We start from the raw sequence: 18942 nt of genomic DNA on the forward strand, positions 1-18942 counted from the left end.
ATCCTCGCATATCTCGACATTCTATCAGTCGTCCACGCCGGGTACCAAACTAGTTTTACTTCTACTTCTTTTACTTCATCTACTTCACTAACAGCTTGATGGATTTGATCAGTTAAAACATCCGCTAATGGACATCCCATAGTGGTAAGTGTCATTTTAATTTCGCAAAAGCCATTGTCATCTAAGTTAACCTCATAAATTAATCCAAGGTTTACAATGTCAATGCCAAGCTCCGGATCAATAACTGTTTCTAAAGCTGATAAGATATCTTCTTTAATTTCTTCTAATTTTTCGTCGTTCCATTTTTCGCTCATTATTAGCACTCCTCTCACGTCATATTTATAATAACTGAGTTAAGTTCGTTTGTAAACAAAGTTATTTCAGGTTGCATTTGAATAAAAAAACAAAAAAGCCAATCAAGAGTTTTTTGGCTCCTTTTTGGCTTTTAAAATTTTCTAAACCTATCATAGCGCTGATTTATTAAGATTTCATCATCTAGTTGTTGTAATTCATTTAATTTATTTATTAATTCATTTTTTAAATTTTGGCTAATTTGTTTAGATGATTTGTCTTGTTGATTATCAGTTTCTGCGATGATTTTCTCAATCACTCCCAGCTCTTTTAAATCATATGCTGTTAACTTCATAATTTCAGCAGCCTCATCAGCTTTTGAACTATCTTTCCAAAGAATTGACGCAAAACCTTCTGGCGAGAGAATAGAATAAATGCTATGCTCTAACATCCACACTTCATCAGCTAAAGCTAAAGCAATCGCTCCACCACTTCCACCTTCCCCTGTGAAAATGGAAATAATCGGAACCTTTAATTGACTCATCTCATACAGGTTATTTGCTATTGCTTCACCTTCGCCACGTTCTTCTGCCTCAATGCCGCAAAAAGCCCCCGGTGTGTTAACAAACGTGATGATTGGTCGATTAAATTTCTCTGCCTGCTTCATTAAACGCAAAGATTTACGATACCCTTCTGGACTTGGAGAGCCAAAATTAGTAGCAATATTTTCTTCTAAATCTCGCCCCTTTTGAATACCAATCACGGTAACAGACTGTTTCTCTAAATAGGCAATACCACCAATAACCGCTCCATCATCACCAAAGTAACGATCTCCATGTAACTCCACAAAATTATCAAATATTTCATTAATAAACTCTCGGGTCGTGATTCTCTCTGATGATCTGGCAAGTTTGACGATATCGTTGGCTGTTTTTGTTCTAATCATCGCACTCACTCCTTTGATGCATGGTTAATAGCAAACTTAGAACTTCTCTTAATTCTTGCCTTGGAACTATCTTATCAATAAACCCTTTTTCAAGTAGAAATTCTGCTTTTTGAAAATCATCAGGTAATTTTTGACGAATGGTCTGCTCAATTACCCTACGACCAGCAAAACCAATCATTGTTTGGGGTTCTGCAATGATAATATCCCCTTGCATCGCAAAACTAGCTGTAACACCACCTGTTGTTGGATCTGTTAGCACAGTCATATAAAACAAGCCAGCTTCACTATGTCGTTTGACAGCACCAGATATTTTAGCCATTTGCATTAAAGACATGATTCCTTCTTGCATCCTAGCACCACCTGAAGCCGTAAACATAATAATAGGTAGCTTCAACTCCTGAGCTCTTTCAAATGCTCGAGTAATTTTCTCACCCACAATGCTACTCATGCTTCCCATAATGAATCGACTATCCATTATACCAATGACGACTTCTTGAGAATCAATCGTAGCTTTTCCTGTAAGAACAGCTTCTTCCAGACCTGTCATCTCTTTAGCAGCAGTTACTTTTTTTTCATAGTCTGGAAAATTGATTGGATTTTTAAAAGCTATCTCTGTATCCCATGATTCAAAACTTCCCTCATCAACAATTAATGCCAATCTTTGTTTAGCACCAATTCTAAAACCATACCCACAGTGTTGACACGTTCTTTCTTGTCCCAATTCTTTTTTGTGCAGTGGCTTATGACAACTTGGACATTTCTCCCAAGAGCCATCTGGAACAAAGGGTTTTGGTTGACGAGTTTCTTCTGTTTCAGGTTGGGACGGAGTGATACGAATATATTTTCTTTTTTTAAATAAGCCCATATCTCTCCTCCTCATCTAATTATTTTTTCCACGTAGGTAAAAATGTTTCTTGTAAAAAGCTTGTATCATATTTTCCTTTAATAATCTGTTTGTGTGTAATCAAATCTAATTGGAATTCTTGATTGGTTAACAAACCATCTGTTACGAGTTCTGATAAAGCTCGTTGCATTTTAGCAAGTGCTTCCATCCGATTTTCTCCATGTGTAATTACTTTAGCAATCATCGAGTCATAAAAGGGTGGAATTGTGTAATGATTATACATGGCACTATCCACTCGAATACCAATTCCGCCACTTGGTAATAATAAATTTTCTACTGTGCCAGGTGATGGCGCAAAATTAAACGCTGGATTTTCAGCATTAATTCGGCATTCTATAGCATGTCCTTTTAGCAGAATATCTTCTTGCATTAACGTTAAATGCTCCCCAGAAGCTATTTTTAATTGCCATTTAACAATATCAACACCTGTTACCATTTCAGTTACTGGGTGTTCAACTTGTATTCTTGTATTCATTTCCATAAAATAAAACCTATTTTGTTGATCTACTAAAAATTCAATCGTTCCTGCATTTTCATAAGAAACTGCCTTTGCTGCTTTTAATGCGGCTTCTCCCATTTGTTTTCTTAATGTTTCTGGTAAGCCATACGCTGGCGCTTCTTCCAAAACTTTTTGGTTACTCCTTTGAAGAGAACAATCTCGTTCACCTAAATGAATGACATGACCAAAGTGATCCCCTAAAATTTGAACTTCGATATGTCTTGCTGGATAAATAATTTTCTCAATATACATTTGCCCATTACCAAACGCAGCTACCGCTTCTTGTTGTGCTGATAAAAATTGTTTTTCTAGTTCGCTTTCTTCTTGAACTTTTCGAATTCCTTTACCACCACCACCAGCTGCTGCCTTTAACATTAACGGGTAACCTATTTCTTTAGCTATAAGCTTTGCTTCTGAAAAAGTCGCTACTTCTCCGTCACTTCCGGGAATAACTGGTACATTAGCTTCAATCATTAATTTTCTAGCATTGATTTTGTTTCCCATTGCATCAATGGTTTCAGGCTTTGGTCCAATAAATTTAATTTGACACTCTTCACACATTTCAGCAAACATACTGTTTTCTGCTAAAAAACCAAATCCAGGGTGGATCGCTTGAGCACCAGTTACTATAGCAGCACTCAATACACTATGCATATTTAAATACGAATCAGTTGCTTTGGCCGGTCCAATACAAATTGCTTCATCTGCCATTTCTACATGAAGGGCCTCTCTATCAGCTTCTGAATAGACAGCAACGGTTTTAATTCCCAGTTCTCGACATCCTCGAATAATTCTTACCGCAATTTCTCCACGGTTAGCAATTAAAACTTTATCAAACATAGGCTTACGCTCCAATAATAAATGTCATTAATGCGGTACAAACTTTTTTACCTTCAACTGAAGCCGTTGCTTTTCCAACACCGATATTCCCTTTGCGTTTAATAATTTCCATCTCCATCACTAGGACATCACCAGGTACAACCTTTTGACGGAATTTCACCTTATCAATCCCACCTAAATAACCTGTTTGACCTTGAAATTCTTCACTTTTAAGTAACGGAATTGACCCAGTTTGTGCTAATGCTTCTAAAATTAAAACGCCCGGCATAACTGGTTCTCCTGGAAAATGACCTGGAAAGAAATGCTCATTGTAAGTAACATTTTTTATAGCCTTCACATATTTACCTGGTTCTAATTCTGTGACTTTATCTACCATCATAATTGGGTAGCGATTTGGAATAATTTCCATAATTTCTTGTACATTTAATTGCATGTTTATCCTCCTAGACGATACGGAATAGTGGTTGAGAAAACTCAACAACATCCTCGTTTTCAATTAATATTTCTGTAATAGTTCCTGAGATATCACTTTTAACTTCATTCATAATTTTCATCGCTTCTATAATACATAATGTATCCCCTACATTAACTTTATCTCCTACACTAACAAAATTAGGAGCACTTGGTTCACTTGCTGTATAGATTACTCCGACAATCGGTGAATCGACTGTAGCTCCCTCAAGAGAGTGACTTAAATTCTCTGCCACTTCTTCTTCCGATGTGTTAATTGGGAAAACAACTGGAGTAGGCTGAGTGAGTGTTTCTTTAGGACCATTATTAATAGTAGATTCTTGAACTCCTTGACGATTCATTTCATTTTTATTTAAATATAAAGACACGTCATCTTTTTTTAAATCCATTTCACGAATAGAACCTGACTCAAACATCTCAAGTAACTCTTTAATTTCTGAAAAAGTCACACCTACTCACCTCGCCATTTCTTCAAACAGATAACAGCGTTATGCCCACCAAAACCAAGTGAATTACTCAACGTATATTCTACTTCATGGTCTCTTCCTGTTTGGGGTACATAATCTAGATCACACGCTTCATCTGCTACTTCTAAACCAATTGTTGGTGGAATAAAGTTTTTCTCAATAGCTGCAAGACAAGCAATCGCTTCAACAGCACCTGCAGCACCAAGTAAATGCCCTACCATACTTTTAGTACTAGAAATTGGAATGTTTTTCGCTTCTTCACCTAGAGCATATTTAATAGCAGTCGTCTCAGCGCCATCATTGGTTGGCGTGCTTGTTCCATGTGCATTGATATAACTCACATCACTTGAAGTAATCCCTGCTTCTTCCATTGCTTGAACCATACATTTTCCAGCTCCTGAGCCATCAGGATTTGGACTTGTAATATGAAACGCATCACAGTTTGAGCCGTATCCAACTACTTCACCGTAAATTTTAGCACCACGATTTAAAGCATGTTCTAAGTCTTCTAAAACTAAGACACCACTTCCTTCACCCATAACAAATCCACTACGTTCTTTATCAAATGGGATAGACGCACGATTTGGATCTGTTGCCGGTGTTAAGGCTGTTAGAGCTGCAAATCCTGAAATACCAATTTCACAAATAGTCGCTTCTGCCCCACCTGCTAAAATCACATCAGAGTAACCATGTTTTATATTTCTAAAAGCTTCTCCAATCGCATTAGTTGCAGAAGCACAAGCAGTAACAATTGATGTACAAATTCCTTTAGCTCCAACTTTAATTGCGATATTTCCAGCAGCCATATTGCCAATTGCCATTGGTACAAAGAAAGGTGCCACACGTTTTGGACCTTTTGTGTTCATTCGGATTACCTGGTCCTGAATCGTTGTCATTCCACCAATTCCTGAGCTAACAATTACTCCTAAGCGGTCAGCATTCATCGATTCTGCTGTCAACCCGCTATCTTTCATAGCTTGTGTTGCTGCTGCTATACCGTAAACAGAAAACATATCCATACGTTTTGCTTCTTTTTTCTCCATATAAAGCGTAGGATCAAAATCTTTCACTTCTGCTGCAACTGTAATACCTGTTTCAGTGGCATCAAAATGAGTAATTTCGGCTACACCATTTTTTCCTGCCATAATATTTTCTTTAAATTCTTCTGCTGTATTCCCCAAAGGAGTGACAGCACCCATTCCTGTTACTACGACTCTTCTCATGAGTTGCCTCCTAGCCATTCATGACCATGCCACCATCTACATTGATGACTTGTCCTGTAATGTATTTGTTTGTTGCCAAAAAGACGGCAGTGCGAGCAATATCTTCAACTTGTCCTAATTTTTTTAATGGAATTTGAGCAATCGTTGCTTCTTTTACTTTGTCACTCAATTCTGCTGTCATATCCGTTTCAATAAACCCAGGAGCAATAGCATTACATGTAATGCCTCGACTTGATAACTCTCTTGCCACAGATTTGGTTAAACCAATCACACCAGCTTTACTTGCTGCATAGTTGACTTGACCAGCATTTCCAGTTAAACCAACCACACTAGATAAGTTAATAATTGTGCCTGATTTTTGTTTTAGCATGATACTAGAAACATGTTGAATAGTATTAAACGTGCCTTTTAAGTTCACATTAATAACTGAATCAAACTCGCTTTCTTTCATTCGCATTAATAACATATCTCTAGTAATTCCTGCATTATTTATTAACACATCTACCGAACCAAATGTTTCTTTTGCTTCAGTAATTAATTTTTTTGCCTCTTCGAAGTATTGAATATCACCCAGAACGACATGGGCTTTCACATTATAAGATTCAATTTCTTCTATTAATGATGAATCAATCTCTTTTCTAGCATTTAGAACAATATTGGCACCTTGTTTGGCAAATTCAACAGCTAAAGCTCGTCCAATCCCGCGGGAACTTCCTGTAATGACGACAGTTTTTTCTTTTAACAAGAACAATTACCTCCTCAATCTTTATCTAAGAAATCTGCTAACTTTTCAAATGTTTTTGGGTTTTCTACATTAAATGTTTGAACAGATTTATCAATTTTCTTTATGAAACTGCACAACGTTTTCCCTGGACCAATTTCTATAACGGTATCGACTCCAAGGTCAATCATTTTTTTAACACAATCTTCAAAATAAACAGGTGACATTACTTGTTTAGTCAATGTTTCCTTAATGTCAGATGAAGACTTAATCACCTCTCCAGATACATTTGTAATGACCGGTTTATTCATATCTTTAAAATCAATTGTTTTTAAAAGATCATTCAACTTAGTAGCAGCAGGTTCTAACAAAGGTGTGTGAAAAGGGCCACTCACTGTTAGTGGTATTAACCGTTTAGCTCCTTTTTCTTTCAACAACTCTTCTGCTTTAGCGACACCTTCTTTATACCCGCCAATAACAATTTGCCCAGGCATATTAAAGTTTGCCGGATAAACTCCTGAAACATCAGAAGCTTCTAGGCAAGCATTTATGACGGTCTCTCTCTCAAGTCCCATCACAGCTGTCATAGCACCAACACCATCTGGTACAGCTTCTTGCATGAACTTCCCTCGTTGTCTGACTAAGGTAACTGCTTCCTTAAAATCCAACGCCCCACTTTCAACAAGCGCCGAGTACTCACCTAAACTCAGCCCAGAAACGACATCTGGTATTATACCTAGTGTTGTTTTTATCATGGTTGAAATAGCAACACTCATCGTTAAAATGATAGGTTGTGTATATTCTGTTAAATTCAGTTTTTCCTGATTTTCAAACATAATACGTTTCATATCAATACCTAAAATGTCACTACCTTGATCAATTATCTGTTTAAATTGAGGAGATGATTCATAAAACTCTTTGCCCATTCCAAGATACTGGGCACCTTGGCCACTAAATACAAATCCTATTTTCATGTATAACTCCTTAAGCGCCCCAAACTTGAGAACGCGTTTTTAGCACATCTCTTGTTTCAGTCATCAATTCTTGAATAATCTCATGACAACTTTGGCTATCTGTTTTGATTAGGCCAGCAATTTGACCTGCCATCATTGAGCTGTTTTTCGTGTCTCCATCAATTACGGCACGTTTTAATGCACCACGTCCTAAGTCTTCTAAACGATCAAAATCAGGTTTTTCTTGACCACCTTCAAAACGTTCTACTTTTAAGAATTCTTTCGTTAAGTTATTTCTTAAACCACGAACAGGATGTCCTGTTAATAGGCCGGTAATCACCGTATCAATATCTTTTGCTTTAACGACTTTTTCTTTAAAGTTATCATGTGCAATTGACTCAGTTGACACTAAAAAGCGCGTTCCTAATTGGACAGCTTCTGCTCCAAGCATAAGTGCTGCAGCAATTCCTCGACCATCTCCAATTCCCCCAGCAGCAATAACTGGGATTGTCACAGCATCAACAATTTGTGGCACTAAAGTCATGGTTGTTGACTTACCGATGTGACCGCCACCTTCCATACCTTCAACGACAACCGCATCAGCACCTTCTTTTTCCATACGTTTTGCTTGAGCGACTGAAGCGACAACAGGAATAACAATAATTCCTGCTTCTTTAAAGCGTTTCATGTATTTACCAGGAGATCCGGCACCTGTAGTTATTACTTTAACTTTTTCTTCAATGACCAAATCAACAATATCCTCAACAAAAGGAGACATTAACATAATATTGACGCCAAACGTCTTATCCGTTAACCCTTTTGCAATGTCGATTTTTTCTTTAATAATTTCTTTTGGTGCATGTCCTGAAGCAATTAATCCTAAACCGCCTGCATTAGCAACTGCACTGGCTAATTTTTCTTCAGCTACCCATGCCATTGCTCCTTGAAAAATGGGATAGTCAATATCTAACATGTCACAAATTTTTGATTTTTTCATTAGTTCACCCTCTTTAGTGTCTTAAAAAAATAGCTAATAAAGTACATGACTTTATAGCTATTTTTAGTCTTTTCTATTATTTGTTTGCTTCTATTTGTTTATCAACGAACTTCACTAGGTCTTCAACTGTGTTTAGGCCTTCGTCAGTTTCAATTTTAACGTCTGAGTCTTCAAACGCATCTTCAATGTCATTCATGATTTGGAATAAATCTAAGCTATCTGCTTCTAATTCTTCACGGAAGTTTGTTGTTAATTGTACTTCTTCTTCTTCTTTACCTAATTGATCCACAATAATTTCTTGAATTTTGTTAAAAGTTGACATAATAATAATTCCTCCAATAATAAGTTTAATTTATAGTTTTAATAAAATACTTCCCCAGGTCAATCCCGCACCATATCCTGTTAGCATCACATGTTGATTACTTCCTAGAGTAAGTGCACCACTTTCAATCTCATCAACTAAAAGTAGTGGTACTGACGCAGCTGAGGTGTTCCCGTACTGCCAAACATTCGTTAAAAATTTTGACATTGGGATGTTTGTTTTTTTTGAGATGGCTTCTAAAATTCGAACATTTGCTTGATGGGCTAAAACATAATCTAAATTTTCCGAAAATTCTGAATTTTCAAGAAGGATGTTTGTCATATTTTTAGATACATCCCGCAAAGCAAAATCGAAAATCTTCTTACCATCCATTTTCATTCCTTCTGACTTTCTATTGTCATCTGGTTTGAATGGAACATCATTGACATTTTCTTTTGCAAATAGTGCCATGCCGCGTTTACCATCTGATTGAAGTAATTCATCCACAAACTTTGGTGTCTGAGATGTGTTTTCCAATAAAATACCGGCTGCTCCATCTCCGAATAAAACAGCGGTGCTTCGATCTTGCCAATTTAACATACTCGACATTGTTTCTGCACCAATGACTAAACCTCGATGATATTTTCCACTTGATAAAAATGTTTCAGCGGTGGAAAGGGCAAAGACAAATCCAGAGCAAGCAGCATTGACGTCTAAACAAAAGGCATTTTTTGCTCCAATATTACTTTGAACTAAGCAAGCGGTAGACGGTGTGCTATAATCACCTGTCATTGTAGCAACAAGAATAAAATCGATCGTCGAAACATCTAAGTTTTCAATTAACTGATCTGCTACTCTTGTTGCCAAATCACTTGTGGTTTCAGTTGTTGCTATTCGGCGTTCTTTAATACCTGTTCGAGAGTTTATCCATTCGTCATTTGTATCCATGATTTTGGCTAGATCATCATTTGTGACTCTATTAGGTGGTACATACTTTGCCACCTTAGTTATTTGAGGATACAACTGCATGTGATATTCATCTCCCTACATAATTAATAATACTTCTTTAGAAAACGATGAAGACTTTGTAAACCTCTTACTAGTGCTTCTTTTTCTTCACTAGACATATCTTCTAAAGCCGCTCCAACCATTTTTTTATGAAACTGTTGATGTGCCCGATAAAAAAGACGACCTCGGTTTGTTAACTTTAATCTAACAATCCTTCGATCTGTATCACTTCTTACACGATCAACATATCCTTTTTTAACCAAATTATTAACGGCTACTGTTAATGTTCCTACTGTCACAGATAGCTGTTTTGCTACTTCTCCTGTCGTTTTATTATCACCCATACCTATTGCTTCAATTGTATGCATCTCTTTGATTGATAGATCAGAAAAATCACTTTTTTTAAGCTCTGTCTCTTCAATTGTCAAAATGTCATTAAAGACTCTTACTAGCTGGGCATTGACGATATTCATCTTGTCATCCATTCTCAAATGCCTCTCTCACTATTAGTTTGATAATCAAAGTATATGGGTAAAAAAAATAAAAAGCAATGAAAAATAGTTTGATAATCAAATGATTTGATATTCAAAGTATATGCAACGAACATATAAATTGCAAGCTTTTTTTATTAAAAAATTTGTAATTTATTTAAAAACCCCAATAAATCAATGATTTTAAAGCAAAAAAAAACAAACACTAAAAGGATTTACATCCCTTTAAATGTTTGTTTTGCTTCTTTTTGTTGATCTTCGTTCCAAAAACTACCAAGTACAGTTTGAGTTGGCACAATATTAATAAATGCTTTTTCATCAACCATATAGACAGCTTGTTCTAATTCATAAAGTTCATATTTAGTAATAACAATCATAATAACAGATACATTATTCTTAGAATAAGCACCTTTTCCTGGAAGTAGCGTCATTCCTCTAATTAATTCTTGTTGAATAGAATGAACGGCTTCGTCTGGTTTAGATGTTGTAATAAATGCTGTAACTTTTTGATGACTTGTATGGATTGTATCAACAACTTGTGTGGTACAGAAAATCGAAATAATGGTATATAAAGCTGATTCCCAATCAAAAATAAATCCTGCGGTTGCAACAATAAAGGCATTAATGATCATCATTAATGAACCAACTGTTCTGCCTGTTGTTTTAGCTAAAACAAGAGAAACAATGTCCATTCCTCCGGTACTAAAACCAAATTTCATTGTTGTTCCCACTGCGACACCTGTTAACACACCACCAACAATCCCGTTTAATAACTGGTTATCTGTAATCGTTGTAACAGGAATAATTAGGGTCATGACAGTAACTGATACAACAGTTAGCAAACTATAAATCGTTGCTGATTTTCCTAGTTTAACAAACCCTAAAATAGCAATGGGAATATTCATAGCGAAAATCAAAACTCCTGTATCTATTCCGATACCATAAGATTTTTCTAAAATCCCTGATATTAACTGAGCAATCCCGTTTACTCCAGCTGAGAACACGTTGGCTGGTATTAAAAAGAAATTCAGTGCTACTGCCAAAATAACACCAGAAAATATGATGACAATCACTTTCTTGATCATCTCATTTTGCTCGTACACGCTCTTTACTTTTCCCATACTATTTTCCTCCTTTATTTTTCTTCCTTGAACAATGTAACAATTAAACATAAAAAAATAAAGAGAAACCCCTTGTTTTTCTTTATTTCTTAACACTGTTTAATTTATCAACGTTTTATTTAATACTTCTTTAAGTCTTCATCTCTTTTTCATGGTGACATTTTGGACATGTCACTCTAATCGTTCCCTTGTTTTTAGGAACTCTAATTTTTTGTTTGCAGTTTGGGCATTTTAAATAACGATAACTGTCTCTATTTTTAAATTTCAATAGTTGAAAACGAATTGGACTTAATTTTTTTCTGTAAGCCTCATTTTCTTTTTTTCTAGCCTCTTTATTTTTAGAAAGTGTTCTAAAATAAGAGTAGCTTAATAATAACAGGGAAATAATCAGAAAAATATAATAATTTGTAAAAGGATAGATAATTAATGAAACAAAACTTAAGAAAAGGATGTGCTTGTTTAACACGTCATTTTGTCCATACCTATCTTTCATAAAATAAACAATTTTTTCCCGCCATTTATTCTGTTGCTTCATTCAATCACTTCCTTGTGTCCATTATACGTCAAATTTTACGGCTTTCAAACAACTAAATTCATTATCTGACACTTTATACTATTAGTCAAAGAAAGTTTAAAAAGGTTGAACCTATAAAAGCGTTCAACCTTCTGTATTATTAGTAATAATTTTATCTTACTTCGATGTTTAACTCATCTGATAAGGCTGTACTAATCTTTTCTACAACAGTAGTAATTTCTTCATCTACTAGAGTAGCATCATCATTTCTAAAGACCAATGAATAAGCCAATGATTTTTTATGATGTCCTAATTTTTCACCTTGGAACACATCAAACAGGTGGATATCCACTAAGTATTTGCCACCTTTACTTTGAATCACATCAAGAATGTCTTGATTAGAGACTGTAACATCAGCTAATAAAGCTATATCTCTTTTAATAGAAGGATATTTTCCAACTTCTTTGTAATCTGGTTCCTCTTTAGTTAACTCACAAAGAGTTTCTAAATCAAGTTCGCAGATGTATGTTTCTTTTATTTCCATTTCTTTAGCAAATTGAGGATGAACTTGTCCAATAAAACCAATAACTGTGTCATTAATTTTAATTTGAGCTGTTCTTCCTGGATGCATCTCTTCGTATTCACTAGTTGGAATATAACGGATTCCTTCTAGACCAAGTAATTCAAATAAGTTATCAGTTATTCCTTTTAATGAATAAAAATCAACCATTTGAGCTGGGCTATCCCATGTTTTAGCAGCTAGTATACCTGATACAGCTAAAGCGACATGTTTTGTTTCTGTTGGTAATACTTGATCTGGATAAACTTCAAAGATATTACCAATTTCATAAAAGGCTACTTGTTGTTGTTTTCTAGCTTGGTTATAAGCCACATTTTTTAACAAGCCAGGAACTAAGCTCTGTCTAGCAACAGAACGTTCTTCACTCATTGGAAAATCAAGAGCCACGACTTCTTTTTTATCTAGTACAAATTTTGTAGCAAGTTCAGGCGTTGTTAGCATATAACTGATAGCTTCATTTAAGCCATTTCCTTCTAAACGTTGGTGAATATTACGCGTAATTTTTTGGTTTTTTGATAATTTACCAGCAACTGATGACCCACTTGGTAACGTTGAAGGTAAGTTGTCATAACCATAGATACGTGCCACTTCTTCGACTAAATCAGCCTCGATAGTGATATCCCAACGTCTTGGTGGAATACTGACAACAAATTTTTCTTGGTTTTCTGTGTGAGCAAAACCTAAACTTGTAAAGATAGCTGCTACTTCAGAAACATTTAAAGTTGTTCCAAGTGAGCGATTTATTTTACTTAACGTAATAGCAACGACAACATCTTCTTTTTGGTAATCGTGACTCATTGCTTCACCTTTAACAACTGTTCCTCCACTAAGCTCGGCAATCATTTGAGCAGCAAATAAGCTTGCTTCTTCAACAGTTGCTGTATTAATACCGCGTTCAAAACGTTTACTTGATTCACTTGCTAAACCAAATTGTTTTGCCGTGCGACGCGTTAATGTTGGATCAAAAAGAGCTGTTTCAAGTGCTACTGTTGTAGTTGTTTTGGTGATTTCTGAATCAAGTCCACCCATCACGCCACCTAAAGCAATTGGTGTAGTACCGTTTGTAATAACTAGATTTTCAGTTGTTAAGTCTCGTTCAACTTCATCTAATGTGGTTAGTTTTTCACCAGTAGATCCGCGGCGGACTACTATTTCTTTACTACCTAATTTATCATAATCAAAGGCATGTTGTGGTTGTCCAAATAAAAGTAGAACATAATTAGTCACATCCACTACGTTGTTAATTGGACGAATACCTGAATTCATCAGCAAGGCTTGTAACCACATTGGGCTTTCCTTGATTTCTACATCTTTAATCACACGCATCCGGTAAGTTAGTACTTCTTTTTGGTCTTCCACTTTAACGCTAATAAATTCTTCAATTGATGCATCTTCTGCTTCAACTAATTCTTTAGTTGGAAAGTTTACTTTGCGGTCATAGATAGCTGCTACTTCATGAGCTACACCACGTAGGCTCAACGCATCTGCTCTATTTGGTGTTATGGATAACTCAATGATTGAATCATTCATATCTAAATAAGAAAACACTGGCTCTCCTGGTATTGCTTCTTCGGGTAAGAAATAAATGCCATCAGCATATTCTTTAGGAACAAGACTGTTTGAATAGCCAAGCTCTTCTAATGAACAAATCATACCTAAAGAAACTTCGCCACGCATTTTCCCTTTTTTAATTTTTACGTTACCTGTAATTCGTGAATTTGGTAACGCCACAATCACTTTTTTTCCTGAAGTAATATTTGGTGCACCACAGACGATTTGATACAGTTCGTCTTCACCAACGTCTACTTGTGTAATCGATAAATGATCACTGTCTGGATGTGGGACACACTCTTTAACATCACCTACAACAATTTTTTTGAGTCCTTCTTCAGGAACAACAACATCTTCAACTTCAATACCAGAACGAGACATTTTATCGGCTAATTCGTCTGGTGTAATATTTTCAAGATCAACTAATTTTTTTAACCATTTATATGAGACTAACATCTTATTACCCCTTTACTTTGAATTGTTCTAAGAATCGTAAATCATTTTGATAGAAATAGCGAATATCATTCACACCGTATTTAAGCATGGCAACACGGTCTGGTCCTAAACCAAAGGCAAATCCACTGTATTTAGTAGAATCAATACCTGACATTTCAAGGACACTAGGGTGAATAATTCCAGCACCTAAAATTTCAATCCAACCAGTTTGTTTACAAACATTACATCCTTTACCACCACATTTGAAACAGCTAATATCTACTTCAACTGAAGGCTCTGTAAATGGGAAGTAACTTGGACGTAAACGAATCTCACGTTCTTCGCCAAATAGTTTTTTAAGTAAGACTTCAAGTGTTCCCTTTAAGTCACCCATTGTAATTTTTTCATCAACAACTAAGCCTTCAATTTGGTGGAATTGATGACTATGAGTAGCGTCATCACTATCACGACGGAAAACTTTACCAGGGCTAATCATGCGTAGTGATCCTTTTGAAAAATCATGTTTTTCCATTGTTCTTGCTTGAATTGGTGAGGTATGCGTTCTTAATAGAATTTCATCATTAATATAAAATGAATCTTGCATATCCCTTGCCGGATGGTCTTTAGGAATGTTCATACGCTCAAAGTTATATTGATCTTGTTCTACTTCATAGCCTTCAATGATTTCATAGCCTAATCCTAAAAAGACATCTTCAATTTCTTCCACAACTTGTGTCAAAATATGCGGTGTTCCCGTTGTCAATTCATGACCTGGTAGTGTCACATCAATTGTTTCTTTTTCTAATGCAGCATTAATAGCTAATTGTTCTAGTTCAGCTTTCTTTTCTTCCAATTCTTGTGTTAAATGGTCTCTAATTTCATTGGCAAAACCACCCACAACTGGACGCATTTCTGGTTCTAAATCTTTCATTCCTCGTAATACTTCAGTGATGGATCCTTTTTTACCTAAAATTTGAACACGAATTTCATTTAAACTATCTAAATTTTGTGTTGTCTCAATTTTAGTTAATGTTTCTTTTTTCAACTGCTCTAATGTTTCTTTTAAAGACATATCTCTTCAATCCTTTCTTTTTTAGCAACAAAAAAAGACATCATTCCTGTTAACAGGAACGATGTCTCGCGGTACCATCCTAATTCACACAAATTGTGTGCTCTTTTATTTGTTAACGATGATTGCCACCGGTTTATTACTTGCTTTTAAACAACTCAGGAAGTGAACTTCATTTAATTTTTTTACAACTTGCTTTCAGTCAACGGCAAGTCTCCCTTTTGAAAAAATGATTAAATTACTCTTTTCCTTCAGCGTTTTTAACTATTTATTTAAAATCATACTACAAGATATTTAGAGAAAGGTCAAGCTCATCCTTGAATATCTACCCATTTCTCTCCCCAGCTTTTAAGTTCTTCCATAGCCGGTTTTAAATCTAACCCTTTACTTGTCAGACTATATTCTACTCTGTTTTTTTCTTCGCATGAGACTGTTCTATCGACTAGTCCCTTTTCTTCCAATTCTTTTAAACGCTCAACTAGTACGCGGTCGCTTACCTCTGGAATTTTATTCGCCAATTCTACAAAACGTTGCGGGCCATCCTCAATCAAAACATCAAGAATTAAACCATTCCATTTTTTCCCTAAAATTTCAAAAGTTCTTTCAAATTTTGGGCATAACATGAATTTTTTCTCTTCACATGATTCCATTATCTCACCTCATTTATCTCGTTATCTATTTTAAGGAGTAGCTTAAGTATAATAGAAAAAGCCGACTATTCCTAGTAAGTCGGCTTAATATTTATACATTCGCCAAGCCAAAATATGCTGACGCTCTAAATTTTGCTCTTTGATAAAACGGTACAATGACTTCTTCACAGGCACAATATTTATCAACTAAAGTCACAATGTAACTTTCTTTATATTTTGGTGGAGCAACTGTAGCTCCAAACATATGCTTCACAATAATATCTTCTTCAAGTTCTGAAATCTCAGTTAATTTTTTAGCATTATTAAGGGCAACGCGTGGATGAACATAGGCATGTGTGCCTTCGCCTTGTTTTTCTTCACGCCAATCATAGAAAAATAAATCATGTAAAAGTCCTGCTCTTGCAGTCGCTCTTAAATCACCTTTCCATTTCTTTGCTAACAAAAAACTTCTATAAGATACATTAATTGAATGTTCTAAACGGTTTGAGTAATGATGTTGTTTATAAACTGATAAGCTTTGTACGTCATCTGTAAAAATTAAGTCTTCCACTAATTCCATATATTCAATGTCATTTTTCCAATTTAATGTCATAAGGTTAATCCACTTTCCTTTAATATGTGTCTATTTTTATGGTAACTCTGAATCATTCTAATGTATTTTAGCACGAAAAGATTTTGAAAGCTACTTTATCAACCGTACTTAATAAAATCGTAATATTTTAAACAAAGAACATCATAATTCCTGCAGCAACCGCTACGTTAAGGGATTCTGCCTTACCTCTCATTGTAATATAAACATTACAATCTGTTTCATTTAAGACTTCTTTGGATATTCCTTGTCCTTCATTCCCCATAACAATTGCTATTTTATCACTTTTTTCAATCTGCTGATAAGCTATAGCCGATTCATTGAGTTCAGTACCATAAACGGTATACCCTTCTGATTGTAACTCTTTCATTTTTTCGACTACATTCATTTCTTGTATTTGAATATGAAACTGGCTTCCTTGCATTGAGCGGACAACTTTTGGGCTATACACATCCGCTGTTCCTTCTCCTAAGATAACACTTGAGAATCCTGCCGCATCAGCTGTTCGAATCATCGTTCCAACATTTCCCGGATCTTGAACGTTATCTAACAACAAGCAATGTTTTGTCGCTGTTTCACGGGCTCTTTGATTATCTTTACAGACAACCGCTATGATTGGTTGTGGACTTGGTAAAGTAGATAAGTATTTAATTACTTCTTTTGTCACCACAATTATTTTCTTACTATCTATTTTATCAGTTAAGTTGCTAAATTCTAAAAGGTTATCTTTAGCTATTAAAAGCGCCTCAATTTGTGCTTCGTAATTAATCGCTTCTTCTACTAGATGTTCACCTTCTAATAAATAAATACCTTCACTATCACGGTACTTTTTCTTTTCTAATTTTTTATAATTTTTAATTCGTTCATTTTTTATTGATTCAATCTCTTTCAATATACGCCACCTCGATTTTTTCTATTATATCAAATTTAGAGAAAATTGATAGTTTGTCTATTTCTTTTTTTTCAAGGTATAATAAGAAAAACAAATGAAAGGTATGACAGATATGAAAATAGCGATGACAGCTTCTGGAAAAGTTCAAGGTGTTGGCTTTCGGTACACCATTCAACTATTAGCTACTCAAATGAATATCACAGGAATTGTAAAAAACCAAAGCAGTGGAGACGTTTATATTGAAGCTTGTGGCAGTGAAGAGAACGTTCAAGCTTTTATCGAAAAAGTAAGAAATTCGCCATCTCGTTTTTGTTGTGTAGACCATCTTTATCTGGATACGTCAAAAAAAATAGGAGATTATGCTAATTTCAGTATTATCTACTAAATATATTTAATATTTAGATTGAATTATTCAGTGATTTTAGATATAGTAATCTTTGTGTAGATTAAAGAAAAGGAACGAATTAAATGAAAAAATTAAAACGATGGTTATTATCATCAGGTTTACTAGGATTACTTATTTTCTTATCTGGTTGTGTTAAGACAGATAAAACGGGTAATCCAACAGGAGATGGCTTTGTCTATAACTTCCTAGTTAAACCGATGAGTAACGTTATTACATTTTTAGCTGACGATTGGGGTCTTGGCTTTGGTTTAGCCATTATTCTTTTAACAATTGTCGTTCGTTTGATTATTATGCCTCTTGGTTTAAGTCAAATGAAAAAATCAATGATTCAACAAGAAAAAATGGCTTCTGTTAAACCGTACGCAGATGAAATTAATCAACGTTCGAAAGAAGCAACAACAAACGAAGAAAAAATGCAAGCTCAAGCTGATTTGCAAAAAATGTATAAAGAAAATGACATTAACTTAATGGGTGGTATGGGGTGCTTACCTTTACTAATCCAAATGCCAATCTTTACAGCACTTTTCTTTGCTGCTAAATTCACGCCTGGTATCAACGAGTCAGTCTTTTTAGGAATTGACTTAGGGCAAAGAAGTTTACTTCTTGTTGCATTAGCAGGTATCAGCTACTTTGCTCAAAGTTATATCAGCATGATTGGCATGTCTGAAGAGCAGAAAAAACAAATGAAGATGATGAGCTATATGTCACCTATCATGATTATTATGTTCTCAATCAGCGCTCCTGCTGGAGTGACACTTTATTGGGTAATCGGTGGTATTTTTAGTTGTATTCAATCATTAATCACTAACCTTTACCACAAACCAAAAGTAAAAGCTGAAATTGCTGAACAATTGGCAAAAAATCCAATTAAACCAGTTAAACCAAAGGTAAAAGATGTTACACCTAAAAAAGCAAAACAAGCGCCTAAGAATGTTAACACAAACAAAAACGCTCAAGGCCGTAATGCTGGAAAACAACAAAGAAAATAAATCAATAAAAAGAGTTGAAAGCTTAAAAAACTTT

22 protein-coding genes and 1 other annotated feature are annotated in these 18942 nt (G+C 35.1%); of the genes, 2 read left to right on the plus strand and 20 right to left on the minus strand.

Going from position 1 to position 18942, the window contains the following annotated elements; all coding sequences use genetic code 11:
* From RR554_RS09810 to RR554_RS09905, 20 genes are all read right to left on the minus strand, one after another.
* Window positions 1-314: metal-sulfur cluster assembly factor (locus RR554_RS09810; RefSeq protein ID WP_332464061.1), on the minus strand; the 314-nt coding region annotated here is incomplete at its 3' end.
* 131 nt (window positions 315-445) lie between these two features.
* Complete coding sequence (locus RR554_RS09815; protein WP_332464062.1) at window positions 446-1237, minus strand: acetyl-CoA carboxylase carboxyl transferase subunit alpha; 792 nt, start codon at window positions 1235-1237, stop codon at window positions 446-448.
* Window positions 1230-2102 (minus strand): acetyl-CoA carboxylase, carboxyltransferase subunit beta, encoded by an 873-nt coding sequence (gene accD / locus RR554_RS09820; protein WP_332464063.1) that lies wholly within the window; start codon window positions 2100-2102, stop codon window positions 1230-1232. The genes RR554_RS09815 and accD overlap by 8 nt, the downstream gene beginning before the upstream one ends.
* A gap of 19 nt (window positions 2103-2121) precedes the next feature.
* Complete coding sequence (locus RR554_RS09825) at window positions 2122-3480, minus strand: acetyl-CoA carboxylase biotin carboxylase subunit (RefSeq protein ID WP_332467925.1); 1359 nt, start codon at window positions 3478-3480, stop codon at window positions 2122-2124.
* 4 nt (window positions 3481-3484) lie between these two features.
* Window positions 3485-3913: a 3-hydroxyacyl-ACP dehydratase FabZ gene (gene fabZ / locus RR554_RS09830; RefSeq protein ID WP_332464065.1), complete on the minus strand. Its 429-nt coding sequence runs from the start codon at window positions 3911-3913 to the stop codon at window positions 3485-3487.
* A 10-nt stretch (window positions 3914-3923) separates the two neighbouring features.
* On the minus strand, window positions 3924-4400 hold the full coding sequence (gene accB / locus RR554_RS09835; RefSeq protein ID WP_332464066.1) for an acetyl-CoA carboxylase biotin carboxyl carrier protein: 477 nt from the start codon (window positions 4398-4400) through the stop codon (window positions 3924-3926).
* 2 nt (window positions 4401-4402) lie between these two features.
* On the minus strand, window positions 4403-5641 hold the full coding sequence (fabF, locus tag RR554_RS09840) for a beta-ketoacyl-ACP synthase II (RefSeq protein WP_332464067.1): 1239 nt from the start codon (window positions 5639-5641) through the stop codon (window positions 4403-4405).
* Between the two features lie 10 nt (window positions 5642-5651).
* A complete protein-coding gene (gene fabG / locus RR554_RS09845) occupies window positions 5652-6386 on the minus strand; it encodes a 3-oxoacyl-[acyl-carrier-protein] reductase (RefSeq protein ID WP_332464068.1) in 735 nt (244 codons plus the stop codon).
* 14 nt (window positions 6387-6400) lie between these two features.
* Entirely contained in the window at window positions 6401-7336 is a 936-nt protein-coding gene (gene fabD, locus RR554_RS09850; protein WP_332464069.1) for an ACP S-malonyltransferase, read from the minus strand.
* A gap of 10 nt (window positions 7337-7346) precedes the next feature.
* On the minus strand, window positions 7347-8312 hold the full coding sequence (gene fabK / locus RR554_RS09855) for an enoyl-[acyl-carrier-protein] reductase FabK (RefSeq protein WP_332464070.1): 966 nt from the start codon (window positions 8310-8312) through the stop codon (window positions 7347-7349).
* 76 nt (window positions 8313-8388) lie between these two features.
* The gene (locus tag RR554_RS09860) at window positions 8389-8634 is read right to left on the minus strand and encodes an acyl carrier protein (RefSeq protein ID WP_332464071.1); all 246 of its coding nucleotides are present in this window, start codon (window positions 8632-8634) and stop codon (window positions 8389-8391) included.
* A 30-nt stretch (window positions 8635-8664) separates the two neighbouring features.
* Window positions 8665-9642, minus strand: a complete 978-nt coding sequence (locus RR554_RS09865; protein WP_332464072.1) for a beta-ketoacyl-ACP synthase III — start codon at window positions 9640-9642, stop codon at window positions 8665-8667.
* A 23-nt stretch (window positions 9643-9665) separates the two neighbouring features.
* The gene (locus tag RR554_RS09870; RefSeq protein WP_332464073.1) at window positions 9666-10106 is read right to left on the minus strand and encodes a MarR family winged helix-turn-helix transcriptional regulator; all 441 of its coding nucleotides are present in this window, start codon (window positions 10104-10106) and stop codon (window positions 9666-9668) included.
* A 221-nt stretch (window positions 10107-10327) separates the two neighbouring features.
* The gene (locus tag RR554_RS09875) at window positions 10328-11233 is read right to left on the minus strand and encodes a YitT family protein (protein ID WP_332464074.1); all 906 of its coding nucleotides are present in this window, start codon (window positions 11231-11233) and stop codon (window positions 10328-10330) included.
* Between the two features lie 130 nt (window positions 11234-11363).
* Complete coding sequence (locus RR554_RS09880) at window positions 11364-11768, minus strand: hypothetical protein (RefSeq protein WP_332464075.1); 405 nt, start codon at window positions 11766-11768, stop codon at window positions 11364-11366.
* 151 nt (window positions 11769-11919) lie between these two features.
* Complete coding sequence (gene pheT / locus RR554_RS09885; protein ID WP_332467926.1) at window positions 11920-14334, minus strand: phenylalanine--tRNA ligase subunit beta; 2415 nt, start codon at window positions 14332-14334, stop codon at window positions 11920-11922.
* A 4-nt stretch (window positions 14335-14338) separates the two neighbouring features.
* Window positions 14339-15385: a phenylalanine--tRNA ligase subunit alpha gene (pheS, locus tag RR554_RS09890; protein WP_332467927.1), complete on the minus strand. Its 1047-nt coding sequence runs from the start codon at window positions 15383-15385 to the stop codon at window positions 14339-14341.
* 51 nt (window positions 15386-15436) lie between these two features.
* Window positions 15437-15646 (minus strand) — a binding site (T-box leader).
* Between the two features lie 47 nt (window positions 15647-15693).
* The gene (locus RR554_RS09895; RefSeq protein WP_332464078.1) at window positions 15694-16032 is read right to left on the minus strand and encodes a winged helix-turn-helix transcriptional regulator; all 339 of its coding nucleotides are present in this window, start codon (window positions 16030-16032) and stop codon (window positions 15694-15696) included.
* Window positions 16033-16123: 91 nt separating this feature from the next.
* Window positions 16124-16624 carry an HD domain-containing protein gene (locus RR554_RS09900; RefSeq protein WP_332464079.1) on the minus strand — a complete coding sequence of 167 codons (501 nt, stop codon included), beginning with the start codon at window positions 16622-16624 and terminating at the stop codon, window positions 16124-16126.
* A 127-nt stretch (window positions 16625-16751) separates the two neighbouring features.
* Window positions 16752-17513, minus strand: a complete 762-nt coding sequence (locus RR554_RS09905; RefSeq protein ID WP_332467928.1) for a TrmH family RNA methyltransferase — start codon at window positions 17511-17513, stop codon at window positions 16752-16754.
* 103 nt (window positions 17514-17616) lie between these two features.
* On the opposite strand from RR554_RS09905, the gene RR554_RS09910 reads away from it, so the two are divergent.
* Window positions 17617-17898 carry an acylphosphatase gene (locus tag RR554_RS09910; RefSeq protein WP_332467929.1) on the plus strand — a complete coding sequence of 94 codons (282 nt, stop codon included), beginning with the start codon at window positions 17617-17619 and terminating at the stop codon, window positions 17896-17898.
* A gap of 83 nt (window positions 17899-17981) precedes the next feature.
* Window positions 17982-18908, plus strand: coding sequence for a membrane protein insertase YidC (yidC, locus tag RR554_RS09915; RefSeq protein WP_332464082.1), 927 nt, complete (start codon window positions 17982-17984; stop codon window positions 18906-18908).
* Window positions 18909-18942 lie beyond the last annotated feature (34 nt).

Origin of the sequence: Vagococcus sp. (genome assembly GCF_036639995.1) — a bacterium.
Lineage (GTDB): Bacteria > Bacillota > Bacilli > Lactobacillales > Vagococcaceae > Vagococcus.